The sequence below is a fragment of the Streptomyces sp. NPDC030840 genome (genome assembly GCF_055572015.1).
Genome location: NZ_JBVIEE010000014.1, coordinates 188,986 through 212,136, shown reverse-complemented (window position 1 = coordinate 212,136; position 23,151 = coordinate 188,986). Strand labels below are relative to the sequence as shown.

The following is a 23,151-nucleotide window of genomic DNA, read 5'->3' as shown; positions in this document are numbered from 1 at the left end:
GCCGGAATCGCGACCCGTACAGCTCAGGAGTGCTGCCGGCTGAGAGCCGGTCAGCGGATGCCCCGCATCATGAACCGGGCACTCGTCCAGGGGCAAGCAGGGCTGGAACACGGATGACCATCGTCGTGGCCGACGGTAACCGATCGGCGGCCGGGGCTACTGGTCGTGATGCGGCAGATCCGTATCAGGCCCGCTGAGCCGGAAGCCCGGGGTCACCGCGTGACATCGGATGCTGGAACAGCCTTGACCAACTGGCGGACATTTAGGGCGATCGGAGGAGGCGGTGCAGCTTTGAGGCGTGGCATGCTCTGGCGCACCGACCCCGAGCACGGGCAGCGCCAACTGCCCGCGGAAGCCGGTCCATTGCGACCCGTCCATTCCCGGCGGCCCGCTCCCAGCATGCGAACGGGCCCGGCCCGCTACAGGAGTGCCCGCGTGCCTCATGCCGTCCCCTCCTCCCCACCCGCCCCTGCCCTTGCCCCTGATGGCCGCGCCCGCCCCAGCGCGGCGCAGGTCGCCGGTGTCGTCGCGTTTCCCGTCATCGGCGGCATACTCGCCGTGACCGGCATGCCTGTCGGCGACGTCCTCGCCGTCATCAGCGGCTGCGGCGCGATCGGCACCGTGGCCGTCGCGTTCGCGGGCGGCCGTCTCACCGGCCCGCTCTCGCGCGGCCGCCTCGCCGGCGTGCTCGCGGCGGCCGCCGCCCGCGCGGCGCAGGAGCCTCGGCCGTGACCACCCGGACCGCACAGGCGCCCGCCCGGGACCGGGCTGCCCTCGCCTCCTTCCTCACCACGCTGCACTGGATAAACGGCCCGGCCTGGTGCGAACTCTCCCGCCGCACGGGCTTGTCGGTCTCCACACTCCAGCGCACCGCGCGTCATACCGGGCCCGTGCCGCGAGAAGAGAACGTGATCGCCTACGTCGAAGGGATTACCCGTGACCCGCGGGCTGTCGCCGACGCACTGCGGATGTGGCGCCGAGCCCGCATCGAGGAACGCGGCCGGCTGCGCGCCCTCAACGCCCCCGCACCGGCCTATGTCCGTAACGACGCCGACCTCCTGGCCGCACTCGCCGCCGCCTACGAGAAAGCCGGCGCCCCGCCCCTGCGCACGCTCCAACGCCGCGCCGGAAACGCCGCCGACCACGTGCCCCGCCTCCCCCTCACCAACGCCTCCCGCATCATCAATCGCGAACGCCTGCCCACCGACCAGCGCCAGTACGAGGCCTACCTCATCGGCTGCGGCATCCCCGCACACGCCCTCACCCCCTGGCGCGACGCCTGGAACCGCATCCACACCATCCTGACCACGCCGCCCATACCCGAGGAGCACCCCTTCGCCCCCCTCGCCCAACACCTCATCTCCCAGCGCCGCGCCCGGGACCCCCAGACACCATGAACCCGCATCCGCACCAGCCACGACGCCCCGGCCGACCACGTGCCGACCGGGTGGCGCCCCCTGCGACACCCCGCTCCGCGAAGAGGACGACGCCCCGGGCCGCACCGGGCCCTCCCGTGTCCGCTCATGACCGCCTTCCGCGGCATCCCGTCCACGCGGAGGGATCCTCGGCGGCATACGCAAGCACGCCAGCGGCACCCTCCAGGCCTCGGCCAACGAAGCGACCCCGCCCAGGCGCTCGTCCGGCTGGGTACCCGACTGGAGTGCGCGGGCGGCGTGCCGCACCACCGACCCGGACGAGCTGTTCGTCCAGACCGGCCCGGACGAGCTGTTCGTCCAGGGCGCTGTGGCGAACCGGGCCAAGACCGTATGCCGCGCGTGCCCGGTGCGGACCGAATGCCTGGGGGACGCGCCGGACAACCGGGTCGAGTTCGGCCTCTGGGGAGGCATGACCGAACGCGAGCGCCGCGCACTGCTGCGCCGCCGCCCGACAGTGACCTCCTGGCGCCGGCTGCTGGAGACCCTGCGCAGGGAGTACGAGCGCGGCGCGGGGATCCTGCCGAGTGAGGACGAGGATCTCACCGTCATATTCGAGCAGGCCATGTAGAAGGCGGGCGCGGCGCCTCCCACGCCCGCAACCACATCCACAAGCCCGGCGTTCAAGGCGGTCGGGCTGCTCCGCTGTGCCGCCACACGCCCGCTCAGAAGGCCGCCGGGCAAGACCCGGCGCCCGTGCCCACGCGTTACCGACCCCGTGAGAATGACTCCGATGACCGAGCTCGCCATCACCGCCGGCCTGCTGCTCACCTTCATGGTGTCGGCGGTCGCCGCCAGCGCTGTCTACGTCGACACAAAGCGGCGCAGCAGCGAAATCCGTCCGCGTGGGGACCTGTACATGGCGATCACGGCGGCCGCGGTCGTCCTGGTCGGCCTCGCGTCCGTACCGCCGGGCTCCGCCAAGACACCCGCCGTCGCTCCGGCGCCCGCCTGCTCGTCCCCGCCGGGGAGCTGCTGAACCACCCCGGCGTCCCGCGCGGGGAGGAGCCGGCGGCTGGCGGCACCGTGTATCCGCACCCGAGGTCGGCGGCGCGCTGGGGTACGCCGCCGGCGCGGGATCCGGTGCACCATCCCAGAACCCGCCGAGCAGGCCGGTCACCGTATCCGGCGCGGAAGCAGCGGCGGCCGCCCTCCCGCCTTCGACCGCGAGGACTACAAGGCTCGGCACGCGGTCGAGTTGGGCATCAACCGCCTCAACCGAAACCGGGCGGTGGCCACCCGGTTCGACAAACCCGCTGTCCGTCTTCCCGCACATCACCAGGCCGAACAGCCCACAGGACGGGTGCGGCGCCCCGCTCGTCGGCTTCCTCGGCCCCGCGCTGCGGCGCTACGCCGGGACGGCGGGCCGTGGAGGGAGCGGATAGCGGCCGCTGAGCGTGTGGGCGGCCAGACGCAGGTGCACGGCCGCCGAGGCGTAGCAGGGGCCGATCAGGGCCAGCAACTCCTTCTGGCCGTACGGGAGATCCGGGGCGCGGTCGGCGAGGTTGAAGCCGGTCTCCAGGGTGTGTGCGGCGATCTCGAGGTCGGACTCCGCGCCACGGAAGCGGTCGGTCAGGTTCCTGTCGGCGAACTCGTTCCTCTCCCGCGCGAAGCGCAGCTCGACCGCAACGGTGACGAGGGCGTAGATGTATCGGTCCGCAGTGTGCTCGACGGGCATGTGGTGGCGCCGCAGAGAGCGGCCCGCCCGCTGCAGGTCGGCGGGCGTCCAGCGGCGACGGCCAGGGACACCCCGATGTAGGCGAACACCCCCCGAGCCACCGCAGGAGCCCGCTCGCCCACGCCGACGACCCCTCTGCCCCTCCCCGCCCTCTCTGTCCTCCCCGTCCTCCGTCGCCATCAGGCCCCTTTCCGGCGGGCGCGCAGGGTGCGCGTCACACGCGTGATGCCGTAACCGAGCAGCCAGGGCAGCACCGTGATGCCCAGCACGTAGACCGACAAGTAGCCCCAGAGGTCGTCCATCCGGGTCGGATCGTCCCAGCTGTCCAGGGGCATGACCACGGCGATCCCCGAGGCCACCACCGGCTCCAGCGGCAGCAGCACCGACCACAGCCGCGGCCGCCAGCCAGGCCTGAGGGCGTACCACACCCCCATGGCGCCCATGACGAAGGGCCCCAACGGCACCCACAGCACCACCGGGAAGAGCAGTACCACCCACCACTCGTCCGAAAACCCGAACATCATCGAAGCCCCCACCGTTTACGGGCGAACATCCCACGCGCTGTTCCTGGATGCTTCAGTAGAACCACGTAATCGAATACCTGGTTCCAACGGCTCCCATCCACGCAGCGGGACTCGTCATCTCGCGCTGCGCTGCTGAGCGCGGCCCTCAGGGGCGGAACGGCACAGAGCCTTCCTCGCACGGCCAGAGACGGATCCGGTCGGTGATCGTCCACTCCGGCGCGGAATCGAGAGGGTCGGCGTTCCAGGACCTCCTGGCAGTCGAGGGCCGGGCCCCGCATCCGGGGCCCGGCGGGCGGATCACTGCGCGTTTTCGGCATCAGGGATACGGATCGGAGATCCACCTGATCACGGACCGGAACGGTCTGCCCATGTCGCTGGGCATCTCCGGTGCCAACATGCACGACAGCCTCTGCCTGAAGCCGCTGGTGCGGGGGATCCCGCCGATCCGCTCCCGGCGCGGCCCGCGTCGTCGGCGCCCGGCCAAGCTCCATGCCGACAAGGGCTACGACTACGACCAGTTGCACCGATGGCTTCGCAAGCGAGGCATCCGCCACCGCATCGACCGCAAAGGCATCGAGTCCTCGCACCGGCTGGGCCTTTGCGGCCGAGCACCCCTTTTGGCCAGGGGACAACCTCCTGCCCCCCGCTGGGCCACCGTGCCTGAGCCCGGCTGCTGTCGACGGGAACGGAGTTCCCCATAGACAGGAGATCGACCAAGATCCTTCTGTCGCACGAGGAACTCCGTTGGATGCTCGGTGTCGCACCCTGCCCGCAACAACCAGGCAGCATGACCGGATACGGCGACGGACCGGCCGTAAGCGGTATCTGTCGGCTTCGAGGCGACGGGCCAGGGCGCTGGTGGGTCGGTGCTGTCCCGAGCTGTCCTCCCGGCGGTGGAGGAAGGGACGGTCGCGTCAGCGCCGCTGGAAGGCGCGGTTCAGGACATCGCGGGTGACCGCCAGCCCGAGCCGGTGCCCGTGCTCGGAGGCGAAGCGGTAATGCACGCCGGCCCAGATGCGCGCCTCCAGGAGTTCGGCTGCCGCCGCCTGAAGGCTGGCGTAGTGGCGGGTCGTGCCGGAGGCGGGGCTGTACGCGGCGAACGTGAGGTCGTCACGGCCGAAGAACGCCCCCAGGGCTGTCATGACCGCCGTGGTGAAGCAGGCGTGGCCCGACGGGTACTCCGGCGACGGGGCGGTGACCCGCAGCGGCGTCCAGTCCGGGTCGGGATCGGTGGCCGCGTTGCCGTCGGTGCCGGCGAGCGGAATGGCCGTCACTGGGCGCCAGAAGTTCCAGTGTGCCTTGGCCTTGTAACAGGCGATCAGGGTGTCGGCGGAGGCCACGTACACCATGGCGAGCAGCCGGGCCGTCCGGAGGCTGCTGAGGCGGTGCGCGCCGGCGAGTTGCCGGGTGATCGACCATTCGACCATCCGGGGGTCGTCCCACCAGATCGCCGCCTCGGTCTGGTCCTCGGTGCGGACGGTACTGGTGGCCGCGCCGAGGCTCTGGACCTCGTTCAGGTTGCGGGCCCAGGCGGCGCCGGTCAGGGCCGGCGGGGGCTTGACCCGGTAGGCGCCGGCGTCGGGGACGATGAACGGCTTCAGGTTCGGCACCCAGGCGCCGACGTTGACGTAGCCGGGCGGGGTGAGCCGGTATTCGCCCGGCCCGGTGCCGACGGTCCACGGCGCGGTGGGGTCGAAGCCGTCGTCACGGCGGCTCTCGGTCATTGCCGCGGCGGCGGCCCTGCCGACGGCCACCCCGCCATCCTCGGCACGGCCGTCGGGGATCGCGGCCAGGGCCTCGTCGTACCGGGCGTTCAGCCACTCGGCCTGCCCGGGGAAGAGCCACAGCAGCGTGTCGTGGGCGGCCGCGGCCACCGCCGCGGCGGTGGAGTCCCCGGGGCGGCTGCGGGGCGCGCTGACCAGGGGCTCGTACGGACGGCCGGCGACGGCGTTGACCGCGTCGTACACGGCGCCCTGCACGATGGCGAAACTGCGGGTGCTGGTGGTGGGCGACTGCTTGGCGGTGTCGTGGATGGCGGTCTGGGCATGGATGTTCCAGGCGATGACGGGATTGCCCGGGGTGGCCTCCACGCCGCTGTGTGCCTCGGCGGCGGTGGCCGTCAATGGGACGGTCAGGGCGAGTACGGTGAGGACCGCGATACGACGTAACCCTCTGAATGATCCGGCGAGCGGGCGTTGTGTCACGAGACCCCCATGGGCTTGTCGGTGACAGACTGTCCGAGCCTATAGGCAGGGGTTAGTTTTGTCGTTACATCGACAATCTGACGGGGTTCACACCCGGATGTCCGCCACCTCGGCGACGAATGCGCGGGCTCCGGCCGGGAGCACTCGGCCAGAGCGCCCTCCGGGCGGGCCGGTCGGCCGTGGTGGCGAAGGCGGCCGCCGGGACGGAGGACACGGGCAGGAAGTCCGGGCGCCTCTGGGCGCGGTCGGCGCGAAGCGAAGGCGGAGAGCAGGGGGGGTCCACGTGCAGGCGGTGTACGACAAGGGGCGCGCGTAGTACCGGCCCAGGAGCTCCTCCCGAGCGGAGTCGGCAGTCCGCCGGGCCTGGCCGTCGTGGCGGCGGGCCGATGACTCTGCCCGCCTGAGCCGTGCGGTGGCGCGTCGGAGCATACGGGAGCGAGGCGTCGGCCTCCCGGGCGGCGAGCGCGGGTCAGGAGGAGGCTCCGTCAACTTCGACTGCCGGGCGGCACTCACCGACAACGGGGCCTGCTCCAGTCCGGTCTCGGCGTGTACATCCGGCCAGGGAGCAGGTCAAGGGCGGGCGAGCAGGTGAGCTTTCGCCTCGCGCCACCGGCGCGCCTCGGGCTCCGCGCCGCGACCCGTGTGGAGGCGGGTGGGAACACGAAGACTGGTCGCTGTTCGACCTGGTCGGCGTAAGAGATTCCGCGGGTAGAGACAAGGCGTCATGGTCGGCGGGCTGGCCGTGTGTCCCAGCGTTGGTTGGTCCAGGCTTCGCGGATGAGGCGTCGGATCACGATGATCGCGGTCATCAACGCGAGAAGTACGTTGATGACGACCGCTCGACGTTCCGTGCAGGACAGGGTGACGTTGAAGCCGCGGCTGTACCAGGAGTTGGTGCGCTCGACGACCCAGCGGCGAATGTGGTTGATCGGGATCAGGACGCGCTTGGGCTGGATCCGCCACTCGCAGCCGAGACCGGTCAGCAGTTTGCGGGTGACCGTGGAGTCGTAGCCCGCGTCAAGGTGCACCGTGATCTGCCCGTGGCCCTGCTGCCGGCCGCGGTGACGGGCATCCTGCTCACCGCGCTGGCGGGCAGCGCGCGGATCATGCAGTTGCGCGCGACCGCCCGCAAGCACCGCCGGGCCGACCACAGGGCTGTGAAGGCCGAGGCCAAGGACTCGTCGAAGGCCCGGCGGTAGCCCGGACTACCGGGAGCCCGCCACAGGCCGCTGCTTGTAGAAGGAATCCTCCAGGTAGGCGGCATCGTGCGGCTGGTAGGGCTCCTCCAAGTAGGCGGCCTCGTCTTCGTCGAGTTCGACGTCCACCGCGGCGACCGCGTCGGCCAACTGGGCCGGCTTGGTGACCCCGACGATGGGCGAGGTCACCGCCGGGTTTCGCATGACCCAGGCCAGGGCGACCTGGGCCGGGGACAGACCCCGCTTGCCCGCGATCTCGTGGACACGCTCGGCCACTGCCTGGTCCTCGTCGCGGTAGAGGATCTTGCCGCCCTCGTCGGTCTCGGCACGCGCCGTGGCGGTGTCCCGGGCCCGCGTCAGCCTGCCCCGCGCCAGCGGGCTCCACGGGATCACGCCGATGCCCTGGTCGGCGCAGAGCGGGAGCATCTCCCGCTCTGCTTCTCGGTGGATGAGGTTGTAGTGGTCCTGCATCGACACGAACCGGGTCCAGCGGTTCAGGTCAGCCAGGTACAGGGCCTTGGCGAACTGCCAGGCGTACATGGAAGAGGCTCCGATGTAGCGGACCTTCCCGGACTTGACCGCGTCGTGCAGCGCCTCGAGGGTTTCCTCGATCGGGGTGTCGTAGTCCCAGCGGTGGATCTGGTACAGGTCGATGTAGTCGGTCCCCAGTCGCTTCAGGGAGGCGTCGAGCTCGGCGAAGATCGCCTTGCGGGACAGCCCGGCGCCGTTCGGGCCGGGGCGCATCCGCATCCAGACCTTGGTGGAGAGAACGACCTCCTCGCGCCGGGTGAAGTCCTTGACCGCCTGGCCGACGATCTCCTCGCTGCTTCCGGCGCTGTATCCATTGGCCGTGTCGAGGAAGTTGACGCCGCCCTCGAGGGCCTGCTTGATGATGTCCCGGCTGGCGTCCGCGCCCAGCGACCAGGGCTCGCCGCCCCGGTCCGGCTCGCCGAAGCTCATGCAGCCGAGGGTGATGGCGGAGACTTCCAGTCCGGTCGTTCCGAGTTTGATGTATCGCATGCTTCCGAACCTAGGAATTGAAGTGCGCTCCAACGCAAACACGTCTCGGTCCGGAATTCGGAGGTGTGAAGCATGTGCGCCCTGTCAGGTTTTGACCGTTTCGGCCAGACGTACCAGAGAACCCGGTGGTAGCGGATACCAAACTGTCGATTCTCGGCCGAGCGCGTGGGGCACTACTCAGCCCCCCGACGGCAAACCGCCCTCGCGGGTCCGTCGCCACGACCGATCATCGCTCGATCACTGAGAGATTCCGCTGGTCCGGGCGGCGGTATCGCGGCGCTCGCGACGGCGCCCCTACCCGCGGGATCTCTAAGAGGTCCTAACAGAAGCCGTTGATCATGTGACTGTCTGCTTGAGTGCTCGTTGGTCTTGTCGTGGGGAAGAGGGAGTCGCGGCCGTGGATCGTCTCGGACGAACTGTGGTCGCTGATCGAGCCGTTGCTGCCCGAGCCGGCGCCGAAGCTTGTGGAGGGCCGGCCTCGGGTGCCGGACCGGCAGTCGTTGTGCGGGATCCTGTTCGTGCTCCATACCGGCATCCAGTGGGAGTATCTGCCCCAGGAGCTGGGCTTCGGCTCGGGGATGACGTGCTGGCGGCGCCTGGCCGCGTGGAACGAGGCCGGTGTGTGGGACGCACTGCACCTGGTGCTGCTGAAGAAGCTGCGGGCGGCGAAGAAGCTGGACTGGTCGCGGGCGGTGATCGACTCCTCCCACGTGCGGGCCGCTCGGCGTGGCCCAAAAGCGGGCCCAGCCCGGTCGACCGCGCACGGCCGGGCAGCAAGCACCACGTCCTCACCGACGGACAGGGCATCCCGCTCGCGGTGTCGCTGACCGACGGAAACCGCAACGACGTCACGCAGCTGCTGCCCCTGCTCGAAAAGGTTCCGGCCGTGGCCGGTCTCGTCGGCCGGCCCAGACGCAGGCCCGACGCGCTCCTGGCCGACCGCGGCTACGACCACGACAAGTACCGGCGTCTGCTCTGGGCCCGCGGCATCCGCCCAGTCATCGCCGAACGAGGCCAGCCACACGGCTCCGGTCTCGGCGTCCTTCGGTACGTGGTCGAGCGCACGATCGCCTGGCTGCACGGTTTCCGCCGTCTGCGCATCCGCTGGGAGCGGCGCGACGACATCCACGAAGCCTTCCTCGGCCTCGCCACCTGCATCATCACCCACCGACACGTCCAACGCCTTTGTTAGGACCTCTTATGCCGGCCCTCGCACGCTGTACGGGTTCGCTCTGCACCACCTGGTGCACAACGTCGGCTGCCACTGCGCCTGGACGTGGGTGACCCAGGGAGAGCAGCGTGCGGTGGAACTTTTGGGACGGCTACTGGAGGAAACCGGCATCACCGAGAATCCGGCGCTCGAGACGGCCACCGATGAGGCCCGGTTCACCCTGCTGCAGGTGGTGCACGACAGCTGGCGGGCCATGAACGGAAACTCCCGGTATGGGGGGTTCCTGGAGCAGATGAGCCAGCTCAACGACAAGACGTTCACCGAGCCCTACGACCCGGACAGCGTGTGGGAACGGATCTATACCGGCTTGATGCCGCGGCTGTCGGCCGTGATGGGTGAGACGGTGCAGCGTCACTACCAGGAGGAGGCAGACGCCATCCTGGCAACCGGCCTGCCCTCGCTTGATCGGGACCCAGCGGTCAAAGACGCCTACGAGGCAGCCCGGTGCCACGCGGTGCTGTCGCTGTCCACAGATCCGGCCTACGGCAGCCTCGCCGGACGCTCCACCATCGACCTCCTCCTGCCAGAAGCCCGAAAGTTCCTGCCCGGCCCGAAGGCTCTGATCATCCTGCAACCCCAGAAAATGGTCGGTGCCACCTCCCCCGACACCGGCAAGTCCATCGAGCTCCAGGTCCACCGAGCCTGCGACAAGGGCCTGCGCCGACTGGCCGGACCGCAGCCCACCCTCATCTCACCCCAGCACCTCACCCTCGTACTGACCGGCCACCAGCTGACCCTCGAACACGACGACGGCACGGTCATCGCCCGCGCAACCGTGCGAGCCTCCAGCCAATGGCGACAGGCAGCCCGCTCCCGCCACAGCGCGGTGGTCTACTTCGGCTACGGCTTCGCCCTCAACGACTCCCCCACGCACCGGCGGCTCATGGCCTCACCCGCCGAACTGGGCCGCCACATCAAAAGCGCCATCGACAGCGGCCTCCTCGCCGCAGGACTCGTATCCGTCCGCATCCAGCCCACACCCTCCGTTCAGCACCGGCCGCCGGCTACAGCCCGCCAGCAACCCCGCCGGTCAACCCGCGCCCAACGAAAGAAACCCCACAGGTAAGCGCAACTACCGCGCTACCGGTGACCCCAAATCCACCTACCGGTCGGGCGGTTCAGGCCGAACTACCACGGACAGACTGCGCCAAGCAGCGACTCTGATCAGCACGACCAGGTCATGTAAAGTGAGCAAAAACGCCCTACCGGTCTCCAAAGCCGCAGGTAGGAAAGGGGCCTCCCACACGCGTGGGGGTCTGTCGTACGAGGCCCACCCATGGACCTGAGGTGCGCCGGCCTCCCCACACGCGTGGGGGTCTGTCGTTCTCCAGCGCCAATACGGCCCTAATCGAGTAGTCCTCCCCACACGCGTGGGGGTTCTGTCCTCTCGCGAGGTCACCGGAGTCATGTCTTCCCCGTCCTCCCCTGGGATTGATCGGCTTTGACGGACATCAGAGATCAGGGGCTTCGGCCCCGGAAGGATGATGTCCATCATGGAGAGTATGGGGAGGAAGAGGTTTCGCCCTCGCCGCTCGTTCACGCCGGAGTTCAAGGACGAGATCGTCGAGCTGTGCCGACGGGGTGACCGCTCGGTCGGTCAGGTCGCCAAGGACTTCAACCTGACCGAGACCGCGGTGCGGGACTGGGTCAAGCAGGCCGAGGTCGACGCCGGCGAGCGGGACGGCCTGACCAGCAGCGAACGTGAGGAACTGGCCGCACTGCGGCGGGAGAACCGCAGCCTGCGGGAGGACGTGGAGATCCTCAAGCGGGCCACGGCTTTCTTCGCGAAGGAGACCCGGTGACGGTGCACCCGTTCATCGAGGCGGAGAAAACCGCAGGTCACAACGTCAAGCGTGCGTGTGAACTGCTCACGGTCTCCCGAGCCGCCTTCTATGCCCGCCGCACCGGCACCCCGGGACCCCGTGCAGTGCGGGACGCCGAGCTGACGCAGCAGATCACGGCCGTGCAAGAGCAGTCCCGCGGAACCTACGGGGCCCCGCGCGTCCACGCCGTTCTCCAGCGCGAGGGCGCCGGCTGCGGACGCCGCAGGGTGGCCCGGCTCATGCGCCTGGCCGGACTGGCCGGCCGGCACCGAAGACGCCGCCACCGCACCACCATCCCCGACCCGCACGCGGCCACCCGCCCTGATCTGGTCCTGCGCGACTTCCAGCCCGACCCGACCGCGGTCGACACCCGCTGGTGCGGCGACATCACCTACATCGCCACCGAGGAGGGCCGGCTCTACCTGGCCACCATCATCGACATCGCCTCCCGCCGGGTCGTCGGCTGGGCCGCTGCCGACCATCTGCGAACCGAACTGGTCGCCGACGCCCTGCGCGCCGCCTGCCGCACCCGCCGCCCGGCCGGTCCGGTGATCTTCCACTCGGATCGCGACTGCCAGTACACCAGCCGTGAATTCGCCCTCCTCGCAACGGAGTTCGGCGTCCGGCTCTCGGTCGGCCGCACCGGGCAGTGCTGGGACAACGCGCTGGCCGAGTCGTTCTTCGCCACCCTGAAGAACGAGCTGATCGACACCCGTTTCTGGCCCAGCCGGGCCGCCGCCCGCACCGCGATATTCGAGTGGATCGAGAGCTGGTACAACTTGCAGCGGCTGCACAGCAGTCTCGGCTACCGCACACCCGCCGCCTACGAGGCCACCCTCGCGGCCTGACCACCACACCGATGGTGTCCGTCAAAGCGGAACAAGCTCACCCCGCACGCGTGGGGGTCTGTCCCGGGGCAGGAACGACATAGCCGAGAACCGCGCCGTCCTCCTTACACAAGTGGGGGTCCGTCTCGCGCGTGCATGCCGAGTCGCCGATGTCGCTTCCCACGTAGGTGGGGGCTGTAAGCCTGCAGAACCACTTGTTGCGCCTTCCCCAAGCGCGTGACATCTCCTCCAGCCAGGCAAGCAAAACAGCAGATCAGAGGACTGGCCCTATGGGCTTCTCATATCGGTGCGCTGGGGATTCTTATCTCATGTCACTGAATCATCTCTCTTGATGTCAAAGAATTGCTTCCTGGCCAGCCATAATTGATGACAATTAGGTGAGAAGTATGCGTGACATCGCAATGAGAAGTCGCAGTATCGCGAAGCCGCTCGATCTCCATCCGCTGGGCGGCGATCTGCGAGAGAGCCCGCTCCCTGAAGTCGGTGAGAGCGCCGATCTGCTCGTCACGCGCGGCGAGGCGCTCCTTCAGCCCGGAGACCTGTTCTTTGAGGCGCTCAATCTGTGCAGTCCGCGGGTCCGGAATCACTCCCGCTTGCCGAAGCTCGGCCAGCCGGAGCTCGAACTCCTCCGCCAGGTGTTGGTAGGGACCTGGCCGCAGTGGTTCCAGCTCCTCGACGAGTTCGCCGCCGAACGCGAGGCAAGTCCTGGCCCTCAGAACTCAGATTGAGCGAGACGCCGACAGCGCCTCCGTCTCGCTCAACCTGAACCACCGCTGGTCACAGCCCCGACGTGGTTCACCTTCAGCGAGACGGGTCAACACCCCGCTCGGCTGCGGCCACGCAGGGATTGTGTCCTGTCTCTGTCGATCTGGCCTCTGTCTCAGGTGATCTGGTCCGATTCGCCCGTGGTCTCAGGTGCGTGGTTCGCCTGCGCAACCGCGCGGTGCAGGCCGGTGTCGCAGCGCGGCTTCTCAGCCGGTGGTGGTCGCCGGTTCTGGAGTGGTGTAACTGGGTAGTTGGGGTTCCTGACGGGCCGCTGAGAGGCGTCCGTGGAAGGTGATGTCGAAGGCGTTCAGCGCGGTCTTCCAAAAGAAGCCCGGAGCGCGTCGCCCGCCAGGCCGGGCAGCGAGCACAACATCCTCACCGACGGCGCAACCCGTGCCCGCACGGCCGGTGCGGAGGTGATCACGCGCCGTAGGATTCGGCCATACGTTCGCGACCTACGTCCAGAGGGGTTCACCCATGCGGCTGGCAGGCAAGACGGCACTGATCACGGGGGCTGCGCGCGGCATAGGCCGTGCCACGGCCACCGCATTCGCGAAGGAGGGCGCGGACCTGGTGCTGCTCGACATCTGCGCCGACGACCCGGGCTGTCCGTATCCGCTCGGTACCGCCAGCCAGTTGAAGGCGACCGCGGAGGAGTGCCGGGCGGCCGGTGCCTCGGTCGTCGAGCAGGCCGGTGACGTACGGGTCGCCGAGGATCTGCGGGCCGCCGCGGACAGCGCCCTCGACCGTTTCGGCGCTATCGACGTGCTGGTGAACAACGCCGGGATCGCGGCGCCTTCGGGCCAACCGGTGCACGAGATCGAGGAGGACGAGTGGGCTCTGATGCTGGACATCGACCTCAACGGCTCCTGGCGGGCCATGCGGGCGGTGCTGCCGACGATGGTCGCGCAGCGGTCGGGCAGTGTCATCAACGTCTCCTCGACCGCGGGCATGGTCGGCTACCGCTACTTCGCGGCGTACGTGGCCGCCAAGCACGGGCTGGTCGGCCTCACCCGGGCGGCGGCGCTCGACTACGCGCCGCACGGCATCCGCGTCAACGCGCTCTGCCCTGGTTCGGTGCGCGACGAACCGGTCCTGGAGGGGCGGATGCTGGTCGAGATCGCCCGCTGCCTCGATGTGCCCACCGCCGACCACGAGCGGACCTTCGCCGAGTCCCAGCCGATGAACCGCCTCGTGGAGGCCACCGACATCGCGTCCACGGCGGTGTGGCTGGCCAGTGACGAGTCCCGTCAGGTGACCGGCGCGGTGGTACCGGTGGACGGCGGTTTCACGGTGCGCTGAGGGGCCGGCGCAGCCCCTCAGAGTGGCCCGAGGGGTCATGCCAGGATCTCACGCCGGGTCGGTCGCGCCCGCCACGATCGGTTCCTGCTCCGGCTCGGGGGTTGGTGTCGTAATGGTAGCCGTGCGCAGGGGGCGGGAGCCCAGGGCGACGCAGCCGGTCAGGGCGATGGCGGCGCCGCAGGCCAGGAGGGCCGTGTCGGGGCTGGTGAGCCGGGAGAGGTTGCCGAGGACGTTGTTCATGGCCAGCAGGGCCACGCTCTGCACAAGGGTGAGCAGGGCCTGCATGCGGGCGAGGTGCGAGTGTGGGGCGCTCATCAGCACCAGCGGGCCGATGTGGGAGGCGAAGAGCCCCGACCCGACACCTACCAGGACGGCCGCGGGGACCGCGGCGCCGGGGGCCAGGGCGAGCAGGCCCAGGCCCCCGGCCGCGACGAGCACGCCCACACCGGCGGCCAGTCCGGGCCGGCTAAGGGAACCGCGGACTATCACCAGCAGGATCACGCCGAGCAGCCCCAGGCTTTGCGCGCCGAAGATCACACCGGTCCACTCAGCGCTCCAATGCTCCTGGCGGGCCAGCAGCGGCAGCAGCAGCGGGATCACCGGCAGCAGGAAGCCCGCGACGCCGCCGGTGACCAGGAGCGCGGCCCGCAGGACGGGGTCCTTCATGCCGGTGCCGACGCCGTCCATCGCGTCGCGCAGGAAGCTGCCGCTGCTCGGGGCGGGCGGGATGTCAAAGGCGGGGCGTACGGCGATCACGACGATCAGGATGACGGTGAAGGTCGCCGCGCTCAGCAGGGCCGTCCCCGTCAGGCCAGCGGCGGCGACCAGCGCGCCGCCCAGGGGTCCGGCGACGAAGGTCACCAGCTGGGTCCCGCCCTGCCGCATGGCCAGTGCGCGCGGCAGCGGTTCCTTACCAACCAGCCGCAGTGGCATGGAGCCGGAGGCGGGCAAGTAGAAGGCGTCCTTTACACCGACCAGTATGCCGGTGGCCACGAGCAGCCAGATGACGGGGCCGGTCTGATGGGAGACCGCGGCGAGCACGAGCATACCGACCAGCATGACCGCGTCGCCGACGATCATCACCCGCCGGGCACCGAACCGGTCGCCGACAGTGCCGCCGACGATCAGCAGCAGCACCCGAGGCAGGTTGATCGCGGTGAGTACCAAACCCGCCACGGTGCCGCCGTGCGCGGCCGCCGCCCAGCCAAGCGCGAAGTACAGGACCGCGTCGCCCAGGATGGAGGCGAGTGCTCCTGACAGCCAGAGGTAATAGGTGCGCGGCATCGGGCTTTTGGCCCGGTCTCGTCGTCTGATCACGCGGGGACCCTACAGTCGCCGGACGCCGCAGGTGCTACGGCATCCTCCCGATCCGGCCACAGATGCTCCGCCGCCACCAACTGTGCAGTGGCATAGGTCACTTGCCGGGTGGCTTGCTGCCGCCCGCTGGCGTTGATCAACTGTGAAGCGCCGTCGACGGCAGCGCAGACGGCGACGGCGTGGCTACCCCAAGGCTCCTGTTGCAACAGCCCCTTCGGAGGGCACTGTGTCGCTTGACTCTCCCGACGACGACATCACCGCTTGGCTCCGCTCCCGCCCGCGCCGCGCGACCATGCCGCGGGCCGACCGGTCTCGTCCGCTGATCGCGTCGACCGCCCAGCGTCGGCTGTGGTTCGACCACCAGTTGCGCTCCCAGGCCGACCTGGACGGCGGCACCGTCTACCACTCGACGCTGGCGCTGCGCCTGCGCGAGGAGGTAGACATGACGGCCCTGCGGTCGGCCGTGGAGTCCCTGGTCGCCCGGCACGAGTCGCTGCGCACTCGCTTTGCCCTGGCCTCCGACGGCGCGCTCCATCAACTGGTTGACACCGTTGAGCCGTTGAAGCTGCACGTCGAGGACTGCGGCGGGTACGACGAGGTGCGCCGGGCGCGGATGGCCGAGTTCTTCGCCGCTGGCTTCGACCTGGAGCGCGGCCCGCTGCTGCGTGCGGGGCTGTTCTCTCTGACGGACCGGGACCATATCCTCTTCCTGGTGATCCATCACATCGCCACCGACGGCTGGTCGATGGATTTGCTGCACCAGGAACTCGGCGAGTTTTATCGCGCCGGCATCGAGGGCCGTACGGCGGATCTGCCGGAACTCGCCCACCAGTATGCCGACTTCGCCGCCTGGGAGCAGTCCGAGTTCGAGCGCAGGGTGTTCGCCGACGACCTCGCGTTCTGGCGGGAGCACCTCGCCGGGGCGCCTCAGGTGCTGGCGTTCCCCACCGATCTGCCCCGGCCCGCTGAGCGTACGTTCGCCGCCGGATGCCACCGTTTCGAGATACCGGCCGCCACCGTGGCCGCCCTCGAACGGACCGCGAGGGACTGCGGGGCCTCGGTGTTCCAGACGCTGCTGGCGGCCTTCCAGGTCCTGCTGGCGCGCTGGACCGGGCAGCCGGACCCGGTCGTGGGCTCGGTCGCGGCCAACCGCCGCTCCGCGGAGACCGAGGCGATCGTGGGCCTCTTCGTCAACCTTCTGCCGCTGCGCGGCCGGGTGGACGAGTCCGAGTCGTTCGCGCGGCTGGTCGCCCGCACCCGGGACACCGTCCTCGACGCATACGACCACCAGGGGGTGTCCTTCGACCGGCTGGTCGAGGCCGTGGCACCGACCCGTGATCCCGGGCACAACCCGCTCGTGCAGGCGGTGTTCACCCTGGCCGAGTCCGTCCCCGGGGCCGGTTCCGGCTGGGGTGAGCGGCTGGAGTACCGGGAGACCACCAGGACCCAGTTCGACCTGACCTTCGCCGCGGGCCCGGGCGACGGGGGCGCGCTGGCCGTCGACGCGCACTTCGCGGCCGATCTGTTCACTCCTCGTACGATCGAACGGCTCGCGGACCGATTCGTGGCGCTTCTGGGGGAGTTGACGCGCGCCCCCCAGCAGAGGCTGTCGCTGACGGCGGCGGTCACCGCCCAGGAGGCCACGGAGCTCGACGCGTTCGCCACCGGGGCCCCCGCCGGTGAGCCGCCGACGGTCCTGGACCTCTTCGACCGCCAGGTGCGGGAGCGCCCCGACGCGCCGGCGGTGGTCGACGGCGACGCCCGGCTGACCTACGCCCAGCTGGGCGCGGAGGTGGACCGGGTCGCCGGGCTGATCGGCTCCCGTCTCACGTCCCCGGGCACCGCGGTCGGGGTGTGCCTGCCGCGCTCGGCCTCGCAGGTCGCGGCGCTGCTCGGCGTACTGCGCGCGGGGGCGGTCTATCTGCCGCTCGACCCGTCCTACCCCGCCGAGCGCCTCGACCATCTGCTGCAGGACTCGGGCTGTCCGCTGGTGCTCACCGACGACACCACCCGGTCGCGGCCCGAGTGGCCCGCGCACGTCGAACTCCTCAACGTGTCGGCCCCGCACCCCGCTCAGCAACCTGCCCCGACGATACGGCCGTTGCAGCCCGCGTACCTGATCTACACCTCAGGTTCCACCGGCCTGCCCAAGGGCGTTCTGGTGACGCACGAGGGCATCGGCAACTTTGTCTCCTGGTACGTCGACCACTACGCGCTCACGCCGGACGACCATCTGTCGCAGCTGGCCAGCCCCAGCTTCGACGCGGGTCTGCTGGACACCCTCCCGGCGCTGGCGGCGGGGGCGAGCCTGACCGTGCTGCCGGAAGAGGACCGGCTCGATCCGGGCGGACTCTGGTCGCGGCTGGCGGAGGAGGGTGTCACGGTGGCCTTCCTCACCACCCCCCTCTTCGCCGCCGCGGCGGCCTCGGGCCTGCCGTCCGAAGGTCTCGCTCTGCGCGCGGTGCAGATCGGCGGGGACAGCCTGGGCGGCGTCCCGTCGGAGCCGCCCTTCGTCCTCGACAACCTCTACGGGCCCACCGAGGCCACCATCGCGGCCAGTTGCGGCCGGCTGGAGCCGGGCGGGGCCGTCCACATCGGCGGGCCGCTACGCGGGATGCGGGTGCGGGTCCTGGACGTCTGGCTGCGTCCCGTCCCGGTGGGCAGTCCGGGCGAGGTGTTCCTGGCCGGGCCCGGTGTCGCCCTCGGTTATCTGGGGCGCCCCGGTCTGACGGCGGGCCGGTTCCTGCCCGACCCGTGGGCCGGGGACGGCAGCCGTATGTACCGCACGGGCGACCGGGCGCGGTGGCGCGCCGACGGGTGCCTGCAGTACCTGGGCCGCACCGACGCGCAGGTGAAAGTGCGCGGGCACCGGATCGAGCCCGGTGAGATCGAGGCCGTGCTCGCGGCATGCCCCGGCGTGGCCGAGGCCGCGGTCGCGCTGCGCACCCCGCCCGGCGGCGAGCCGCAGCTGTGCGCGTACCTCTGCCTGCGGGGCGGGGCGGACGTGGACACCGTACGAGAGGACACCGAGCGGGCGCTGCCCGGGTGGATGCACCCCGCGGCCTACACCGTGCTGCCGGAGCTGCCGCTCACCGCGAACGGCAAGGTCGACCGGGCCGCCCTGCCCGCTCCGGAGTTCCGTGCCGCCGCCGCGTACCGGGCTCCGTCCGGCCCGGTCGAGGAGCTGGTCGCCGAGGTGTGGCAGGAGGTGCTCGGCCTGGAACGGGTCGGGGCGGACGACGACTTCTTCCGGATCGGCGGTCACTCGTTGCTGGCGACCCGGGTGCTGTCCCGGTTGACCGAGCTCAGCGGCTGCCGGCTGCCGCTGCGGACCGTGTTCGACCATCCGGTGCTCGCCGATCTCGCGCGCGAGCTGGAGGAGGCGGTCGTCGCAGCCGCCACCGGGCAGCTGTGAGGCCGGGTGCGAGCTGTCATCGCGCACGGCCCGCACCGCCCTCGCCTCAGACCGGGCGGGCCAGGAACCCGTCCAGTGCCGCGCCCAGCGCCTCCGGGTCGTCCAGCCACATGTAGTGACCCGCGCCGGGCTGGACGTACGACTGCCCGTGCGGGAAGAGCGCGGCGAGCCGCTGCCCGGTGGCCGGGGTGGGGAACGGGTCAAGCTCGCCCGTCACCACGAGCACCGGTGTCGCCGACGCGGCGGCGTCCGCCCGGACCTCGGCCGGGTCGAGGGTGACGTCGGCGTAGAAGCCGGCCGCGGCCGGCGCCGACAGCTCCGCCGTCTCCGCGCGGGCGTGGTCACGGGCGGCCTCGTCCCAGCGGCCGTAGAAGAAGGGGGCCGCCTGCTCCCGGTGGAGCAGGCTGTCGGCGACGGTGGGCGCGCCCAGCCAGCCCTTGATCCCGGCCCGCGCGCTCTCGTACCAGTCCTCGTCGGCCCGCCGGGCCAGCGCCTCCTCGAAGTCGTCGACCCCGATCCCCGCTGCCCGCGTGCTCGGCGCGAGCAGCACCAGCCGCGCGACGCGCTCCGGCCTGCGCAGTGCGTACAGCAGCGCGGTGTTCCCGGCCGAGGAGTGGGCCAGCAGGTCCATCCGTTCCAGCCCCAGATGCGCACGCAGCGCCTCGATGTCGTCGACAAGCCGCTCCATCCGGTACGACTCCGGGTCGGCCGGCTCCTGGGAGGCGCCGGTGCCCCGGTTGTCGAGCACGACCAGGGACCTCCCGCGCACAGCACCGGCCAGCCCTGCCACATAGGCGCCGGCGCGGCCCGGGCCACCGGGCACACAGACGAGGGGAGGCCCGTCGCCGAGCACCTGATAGGCGAGCCCGGTCCCGTCGGACGCTGCGAAAGTGGGCATGTTTCCTGCCTTCGGTCTGAGGACAACCTGTCCGGGGGTGGTACGTGTCAGGGTGTACGACAACTTGTGCCGGGATACGCCGGTGGTGAACGGCGCGGGCACGCCGACGGGCCCCGGCCGGCGGCATGTTGCCGCCCGGGGCCCGTCGGCGTGCGGTCATGTGCCGGGTGCGGCCTCCCGTTCGGCCGCCAGCCGGTCCAGCTCGGTGGCCAGTGCGCCCACGGTGGGGTGAGCGAACAGCAGCCGCATCGGCAGCCGCAGCCCGGTCTCCTTCCGTAGCATCGACACCACCTGGGTGGCGACCAGGGAGTGGCCACCGAGTTCGAAGAAGTTGTCCTCGACGCTGTCCACCGGCTTCTTCAACACGGTGCTCCACGCCTTGGCGACGAGTTGCCCGGAGGGCGTCGAGGGTGCCTCGCCCGCACCGTCCCGGTCAGCGTTCTCCGTGCAGAGGACGACGAGGGCTGCCTCGTCGAGCTTGCCGGTCGCGGTGAGCGGAAGCCGGTCCACGCGGACGACGTAGGAGGGCACCATGAAGTCCGGCAGTGCCGCTTTCAGCGCGGTGCGCACCTCGGTCTCCAGCTTTTCCCCCGTTGTGCCCTCGGGGACGACGGCCAGGCCGAGCGCGGGCGCGACCGGGCCCGGCACGGTGAAGACCGCCGCGCTGCGGACCCCTGCGACCGCGCTCGCTGCGCGCTCGACGCCGGCGGGCTCCACCCGGAAGCCACGGACCTTGATTTGCTGGTCGCCCCGGCCGACGAACTCCAGCATCCCGTCGGACCGCAGCCGCACCAGGTCGCCGGTGCGGTACATGCGGCCCCCTTCGCCGAGCGGGTCGGGCAGGAAGCGGGAGGCGGTCTGGCCGGGCAGGTTGCGGTAGCCGCGGGCGACACCCTCGCCGGCGATGAACAGCTCGCCCGGCGTGCCGGCCGGGACAGGCCGCAGGTAGCGGTCGAGCACGCGGACGCGGTAGTTGGGCAAGGGCCGGCCGATGGTCACCGGGTCGTGCCCAGCCGTGGAGTCGGCCCAGGTGGCGCAGATGGTCGTCTCGGTGGGGCCGTACGCGTTGACGAACCGCCGTCCCCGCGACCAGCGTTCGACGAGCGCGGGCGCGGACGCCTCGCCCGCGACGACCACGGTCCGCGGTCCCGCTTCCGGTGCGGGCGTCGGGTGCGCGGCGAGCAGTGAGGGCGTCGCCGTCACCAGGTCCACGGAGCCGTCGAGGACGGCGTCCATGCCGTCGAGCGGGTCGGCGAGCACGACCCCGCGGCCGTGGGCCAGCGGCAGGACGGTGGACCAGATCCAGCCGTCGAAGGCCGGTGCGAGCACATTGCCGCCGAATCCGTCCTGCGACGGGGCGAGCGGGGCGACCGCGCCGACCAGGTTGGCGAGGTTGCGGTAGCTGACGCCGACGCCCTTGGGCTCGCCGGTGGTGCCCGAGGTGTAGACGAGGTAGGCGAGCGCGTCGGGCAGGCTGCGCTCCGGGCGCACCTCGGGGACCTCGGTCGCCGTCAGGGCGGCCGGGTCCACCATCGGCACACCGCCGACGGCCTGTGCGAGCGACGCGGCGGCGTCCGCGACGAGGACCGTCACCCCGGCGTCCCGCACGGTTCCGGCCAGCCGGTCGACGGGGTGGGCCAGGTCGAGCGGCACGAAGGCCGCCCCGGTCTTCCACACCGCCAGCAGCGCTGCGACCAGGTCCTGCGAGCGGCCCAGGTGGACGCCCACGGCGCGCTCGGGTCCGGCGCCGTGCTCGCGCAGGGCTGCGGCCAGGGCGTTGGCGCGCGCGTCCAGCCCGGCGAAGTCGACCTCGCCGTCGGGTGCGCGTACGGCGACCCGGTGCGGGTCCTGCCGGGCGACCTCGGCGACCAGATCGGCGACGTTCAGGCCGGTGTCGAAGCCGACGGCGGGGCCGTCGAGCGCCGCGTCGACCGGGTCTCCGGAGGACAGGCGCAGCAGGGGGAGGTCCGGCTCGGCGACCAGGGCGCGCACGGTCGCGAGGTACTCGGCGGCGAGCCGATCGGCCGTCGATGCGTCGAACAGGTCTGCGTCGTAGACCACTTCACCGTGCAGTCCCTCGCCCTCCGGAGCCAGGGCGAGCACGAGGTCGTAGCGGCTTGAGCGGCCGGCCACCGGGTGGTCGGCCAGTTCGAGGCCGGGCAGCGGGCGGGCCCCGCCCGCTGCGGCGGTGTTCAGCGAGAACGCCACCTGGACCAGCGGGTTGGCGGCCGTCGACCGCTCGGGAGCGATCAGCTGCACCAGGTGGTCGAACGGCACGTCCTGGTGCTCCATGGCGGAGAGCACGGTCTCCCGTACCTGCCGCAGCAGGGTGGCGAACGGAGCTTGCGGGTCGACCTGGATGCGCAGCGGGACCGTGTTGACGAAGAAGCCGATGAGCGGTTCCAGCTCGGACAGGCTGCGGCCGGCGACAGGGCTTCCGATGACCAGGTCGCGGCTGCCGGAGCGGCGGGCGAGCAGGACGGCATAGGCGGCCAGCAGGGCCATGAAGGAGGTGGCCTTCTCCCGGGCGCACAGTTCCTCGACGGCCCGAGCCGTCGAGGCGTCCACGTCGAGCGGGGTCCAGCCCGCCCGGTGGCTGCTGTGGGCGGGGCGCGGCCGGTCGGTGGGCAGGTCCAGGACGGTGGGCGCGCCGTCCAGGGCGCGCAGCCAGAAGGCGATGCCCGGCCGGAGCCCTCCGTCGTCCAGGCGGGTGCGCTGCCACTCGGCGAAGTCGGGGTACTGCACGGCCAGTTCGGGCAGGTCCGGGCGCTCACCAGCCGTCAGGGCCGCGTATCCAGCGGTGAGCTCATCGAGGATGACGGCTGCCGACCAGTCGTCGACGACCAGGTGGGGTGCCACCAGCAGCAGCACGTGCTCGTCGGCCGCGACCCGGAACAGCCGGGCCCGCAGCAGTCTGCCCTCGGTCCAGTCGAACGGCTCGTAGGTGGCGTTCTCGACCGGCCCGGCGAGCGTCTGCGCGGAGACCTCGACGACCGTTCGGTCGAACGTGTACGGGTCGCGCACCTCCTGGAGAAGCTCGGAGCCTTCCTCCCGGAAGGCCGTGCGCAGGGCCTCGTGCCGGCGCACGGTCAGATCCAGTGCTTCGAACAGCGCGTCGGTGTCGAGTGCGCCGGTCAGCCGCCAGGCGAAGGGGATGTTGCGGTCCCCGGAGACGTCTTCGGCGTGGTCCTGGAGCCAGAGCCGGCGCTGCCCGGAGGACGCGCGCAGCGGTGAAGAGCGGTCGGCGCGCGAGACGGCGGGCGCGTCCGGAGATTCGCGCCGGCCGGCCAGCCAGCGCTGCAGCAGTTGGGCCCGGTCGTCAGGGTCGGCAGCCGGTTGCTGGGACGAGCTCATGGGGATCCCACTTCTCCTCGGTGTGGCTGAAGCCGGTCAGCGACCCTGGCCCTTGCGCCCGCTCGGGGCCGCGACCCGGCTTCCAGGAATGTCAGGGAAGGGTTCGCGGCGCGGCACCAGGACGACGGTCGGTGCTCACTGGT

General features: G+C 71.0%; 17 protein-coding genes and 4 pseudogenes. 13 read left to right on the top strand and 8 right to left on the bottom strand.

What is annotated here, in order from left to right; translation table 11 throughout:
- The first annotated feature begins 435 nt into the window (after positions 1-435).
- The 4 genes and pseudogenes from ACZ49J_RS28225 (at position 436) to ACZ49J_RS28210 (ending at position 2,412) form a co-directional block, all read left to right on the top strand.
- Entirely contained in the window at positions 436-732 is a 297-nt protein-coding gene (locus ACZ49J_RS28225) for a hypothetical protein (protein WP_467452502.1), read from the top strand.
- Positions 729-1,397 (top strand): hypothetical protein, encoded by a 669-nt coding sequence (locus tag ACZ49J_RS28220; protein WP_467452501.1) that lies wholly within the window; start codon positions 729-731, stop codon positions 1,395-1,397. Before ACZ49J_RS28225 ends, ACZ49J_RS28220 begins: the two co-directional genes overlap by 4 nt.
- Positions 1,398-1,641: 244 nt before the next feature.
- Positions 1,642-2,004, top strand: a pseudogene (locus ACZ49J_RS28215) (WhiB family transcriptional regulator); the annotation flags it as partial.
- A gap of 162 nt (positions 2,005-2,166) precedes the next feature.
- Complete coding sequence (locus ACZ49J_RS28210; protein WP_467452500.1) at positions 2,167-2,412, top strand: hypothetical protein; 246 nt, start codon at positions 2,167-2,169, stop codon at positions 2,410-2,412.
- Between the two features lie 369 nt (positions 2,413-2,781).
- Here the strand turns inward: ACZ49J_RS28210 and ACZ49J_RS28205 are convergent, their stop codons facing one another.
- Complete coding sequence (locus ACZ49J_RS28205; protein ID WP_467452498.1) at positions 2,782-3,111, bottom strand: hypothetical protein; 330 nt, start codon at positions 3,109-3,111, stop codon at positions 2,782-2,784.
- A gap of 179 nt (positions 3,112-3,290) precedes the next feature.
- Positions 3,291-3,635, bottom strand: a complete 345-nt coding sequence (locus tag ACZ49J_RS28200) for a hypothetical protein (protein WP_467452497.1) — start codon at positions 3,633-3,635, stop codon at positions 3,291-3,293.
- A 326-nt stretch (positions 3,636-3,961) separates the two neighbouring features.
- Between ACZ49J_RS28200 and ACZ49J_RS28195 the strand changes: the two are divergent.
- Positions 3,962-4,231 (top strand): annotated as a pseudogene (locus tag ACZ49J_RS28195) (transposase); the annotation flags it as partial.
- A gap of 318 nt (positions 4,232-4,549) precedes the next feature.
- Here the strand turns inward: ACZ49J_RS28195 and ACZ49J_RS28190 are convergent.
- Positions 4,550-5,839 carry a vanadium-dependent haloperoxidase gene (locus ACZ49J_RS28190; RefSeq protein ID WP_467452496.1) on the bottom strand — a complete coding sequence of 430 codons (1,290 nt, stop codon included), beginning with the start codon at positions 5,837-5,839 and terminating at the stop codon, positions 4,550-4,552.
- A gap of 722 nt (positions 5,840-6,561) precedes the next feature.
- Positions 6,562-6,876, bottom strand: a pseudogene (locus ACZ49J_RS28185) (IS5/IS1182 family transposase); the annotation flags it as partial.
- Between the two features lie 3 nt (positions 6,877-6,879).
- Between ACZ49J_RS28185 and ACZ49J_RS28180 the strand changes: the two are divergent.
- Positions 6,880-7,038, top strand: coding sequence for a LapA family protein (locus ACZ49J_RS28180; protein ID WP_467452495.1), 159 nt, complete (start codon positions 6,880-6,882; stop codon positions 7,036-7,038).
- A gap of 6 nt (positions 7,039-7,044) precedes the next feature.
- On the opposite strand, the gene ACZ49J_RS28175 is transcribed toward ACZ49J_RS28180, so the two are convergent.
- The gene (locus tag ACZ49J_RS28175; protein WP_467452493.1) at positions 7,045-8,055 is read right to left on the bottom strand and encodes an aldo/keto reductase; all 1,011 of its coding nucleotides are present in this window, start codon (positions 8,053-8,055) and stop codon (positions 7,045-7,047) included.
- A 356-nt stretch (positions 8,056-8,411) separates the two neighbouring features.
- Between ACZ49J_RS28175 and ACZ49J_RS28170 the strand changes: the two are divergent.
- From ACZ49J_RS28170 to ACZ49J_RS28145, 6 genes and pseudogenes are all read left to right on the top strand, one after another.
- A pseudogene (locus tag ACZ49J_RS28170) lies at positions 8,412-9,247 on the top strand (IS5 family transposase).
- 88 nt (positions 9,248-9,335) lie between these two features.
- Positions 9,336-10,352, top strand: coding sequence for a hypothetical protein (locus ACZ49J_RS28165; RefSeq protein WP_467452492.1), 1,017 nt, complete (start codon positions 9,336-9,338; stop codon positions 10,350-10,352).
- Positions 10,353-10,779: 427 nt separating this feature from the next.
- Positions 10,780-11,088, top strand: a complete 309-nt coding sequence (locus ACZ49J_RS28160) for a transposase (protein ID WP_467452490.1) — start codon at positions 10,780-10,782, stop codon at positions 11,086-11,088.
- Entirely contained in the window at positions 11,085-11,957 is an 873-nt protein-coding gene (locus tag ACZ49J_RS28155) for an IS3 family transposase (protein ID WP_467452489.1), read from the top strand. The genes ACZ49J_RS28160 and ACZ49J_RS28155 overlap by 4 nt, the downstream gene beginning before the upstream one ends.
- A gap of 386 nt (positions 11,958-12,343) precedes the next feature.
- The gene (locus ACZ49J_RS28150) at positions 12,344-12,685 is read left to right on the top strand and encodes a hypothetical protein (protein WP_467452488.1); all 342 of its coding nucleotides are present in this window, start codon (positions 12,344-12,346) and stop codon (positions 12,683-12,685) included.
- Positions 12,686-13,199: 514 nt separating this feature from the next.
- Positions 13,200-14,024 (top strand): SDR family oxidoreductase, encoded by an 825-nt coding sequence (locus ACZ49J_RS28145; protein ID WP_467452487.1) that lies wholly within the window; start codon positions 13,200-13,202, stop codon positions 14,022-14,024.
- Between the two features lie 48 nt (positions 14,025-14,072).
- Here the strand turns inward: ACZ49J_RS28145 and ACZ49J_RS28140 are convergent, their stop codons facing one another.
- Positions 14,073-15,341, bottom strand: coding sequence for an MFS transporter (locus ACZ49J_RS28140; RefSeq protein WP_467452486.1), 1,269 nt, complete (start codon positions 15,339-15,341; stop codon positions 14,073-14,075).
- Positions 15,342-15,567: 226 nt separating this feature from the next.
- Here ACZ49J_RS28140 and ACZ49J_RS28135 point away from each other — a divergent pair, with 226 nt between their 5' ends.
- Positions 15,568-18,756: a non-ribosomal peptide synthetase gene (locus tag ACZ49J_RS28135; protein WP_467452485.1), complete on the top strand. Its 3,189-nt coding sequence runs from the start codon at positions 15,568-15,570 to the stop codon at positions 18,754-18,756.
- A gap of 46 nt (positions 18,757-18,802) precedes the next feature.
- On the opposite strand, the gene ACZ49J_RS28130 is transcribed toward ACZ49J_RS28135, so the two are convergent.
- Positions 18,803-19,654 (bottom strand): alpha/beta fold hydrolase, encoded by an 852-nt coding sequence (locus tag ACZ49J_RS28130; RefSeq protein WP_467452484.1) that lies wholly within the window; start codon positions 19,652-19,654, stop codon positions 18,803-18,805.
- Positions 19,655-19,810: 156 nt separating this feature from the next.
- Positions 19,811-23,008 (bottom strand): amino acid adenylation domain-containing protein, encoded by a 3,198-nt coding sequence (locus ACZ49J_RS28125; protein WP_467452483.1) that lies wholly within the window; start codon positions 23,006-23,008, stop codon positions 19,811-19,813.
- Positions 23,009-23,151 lie beyond the last annotated feature (143 nt).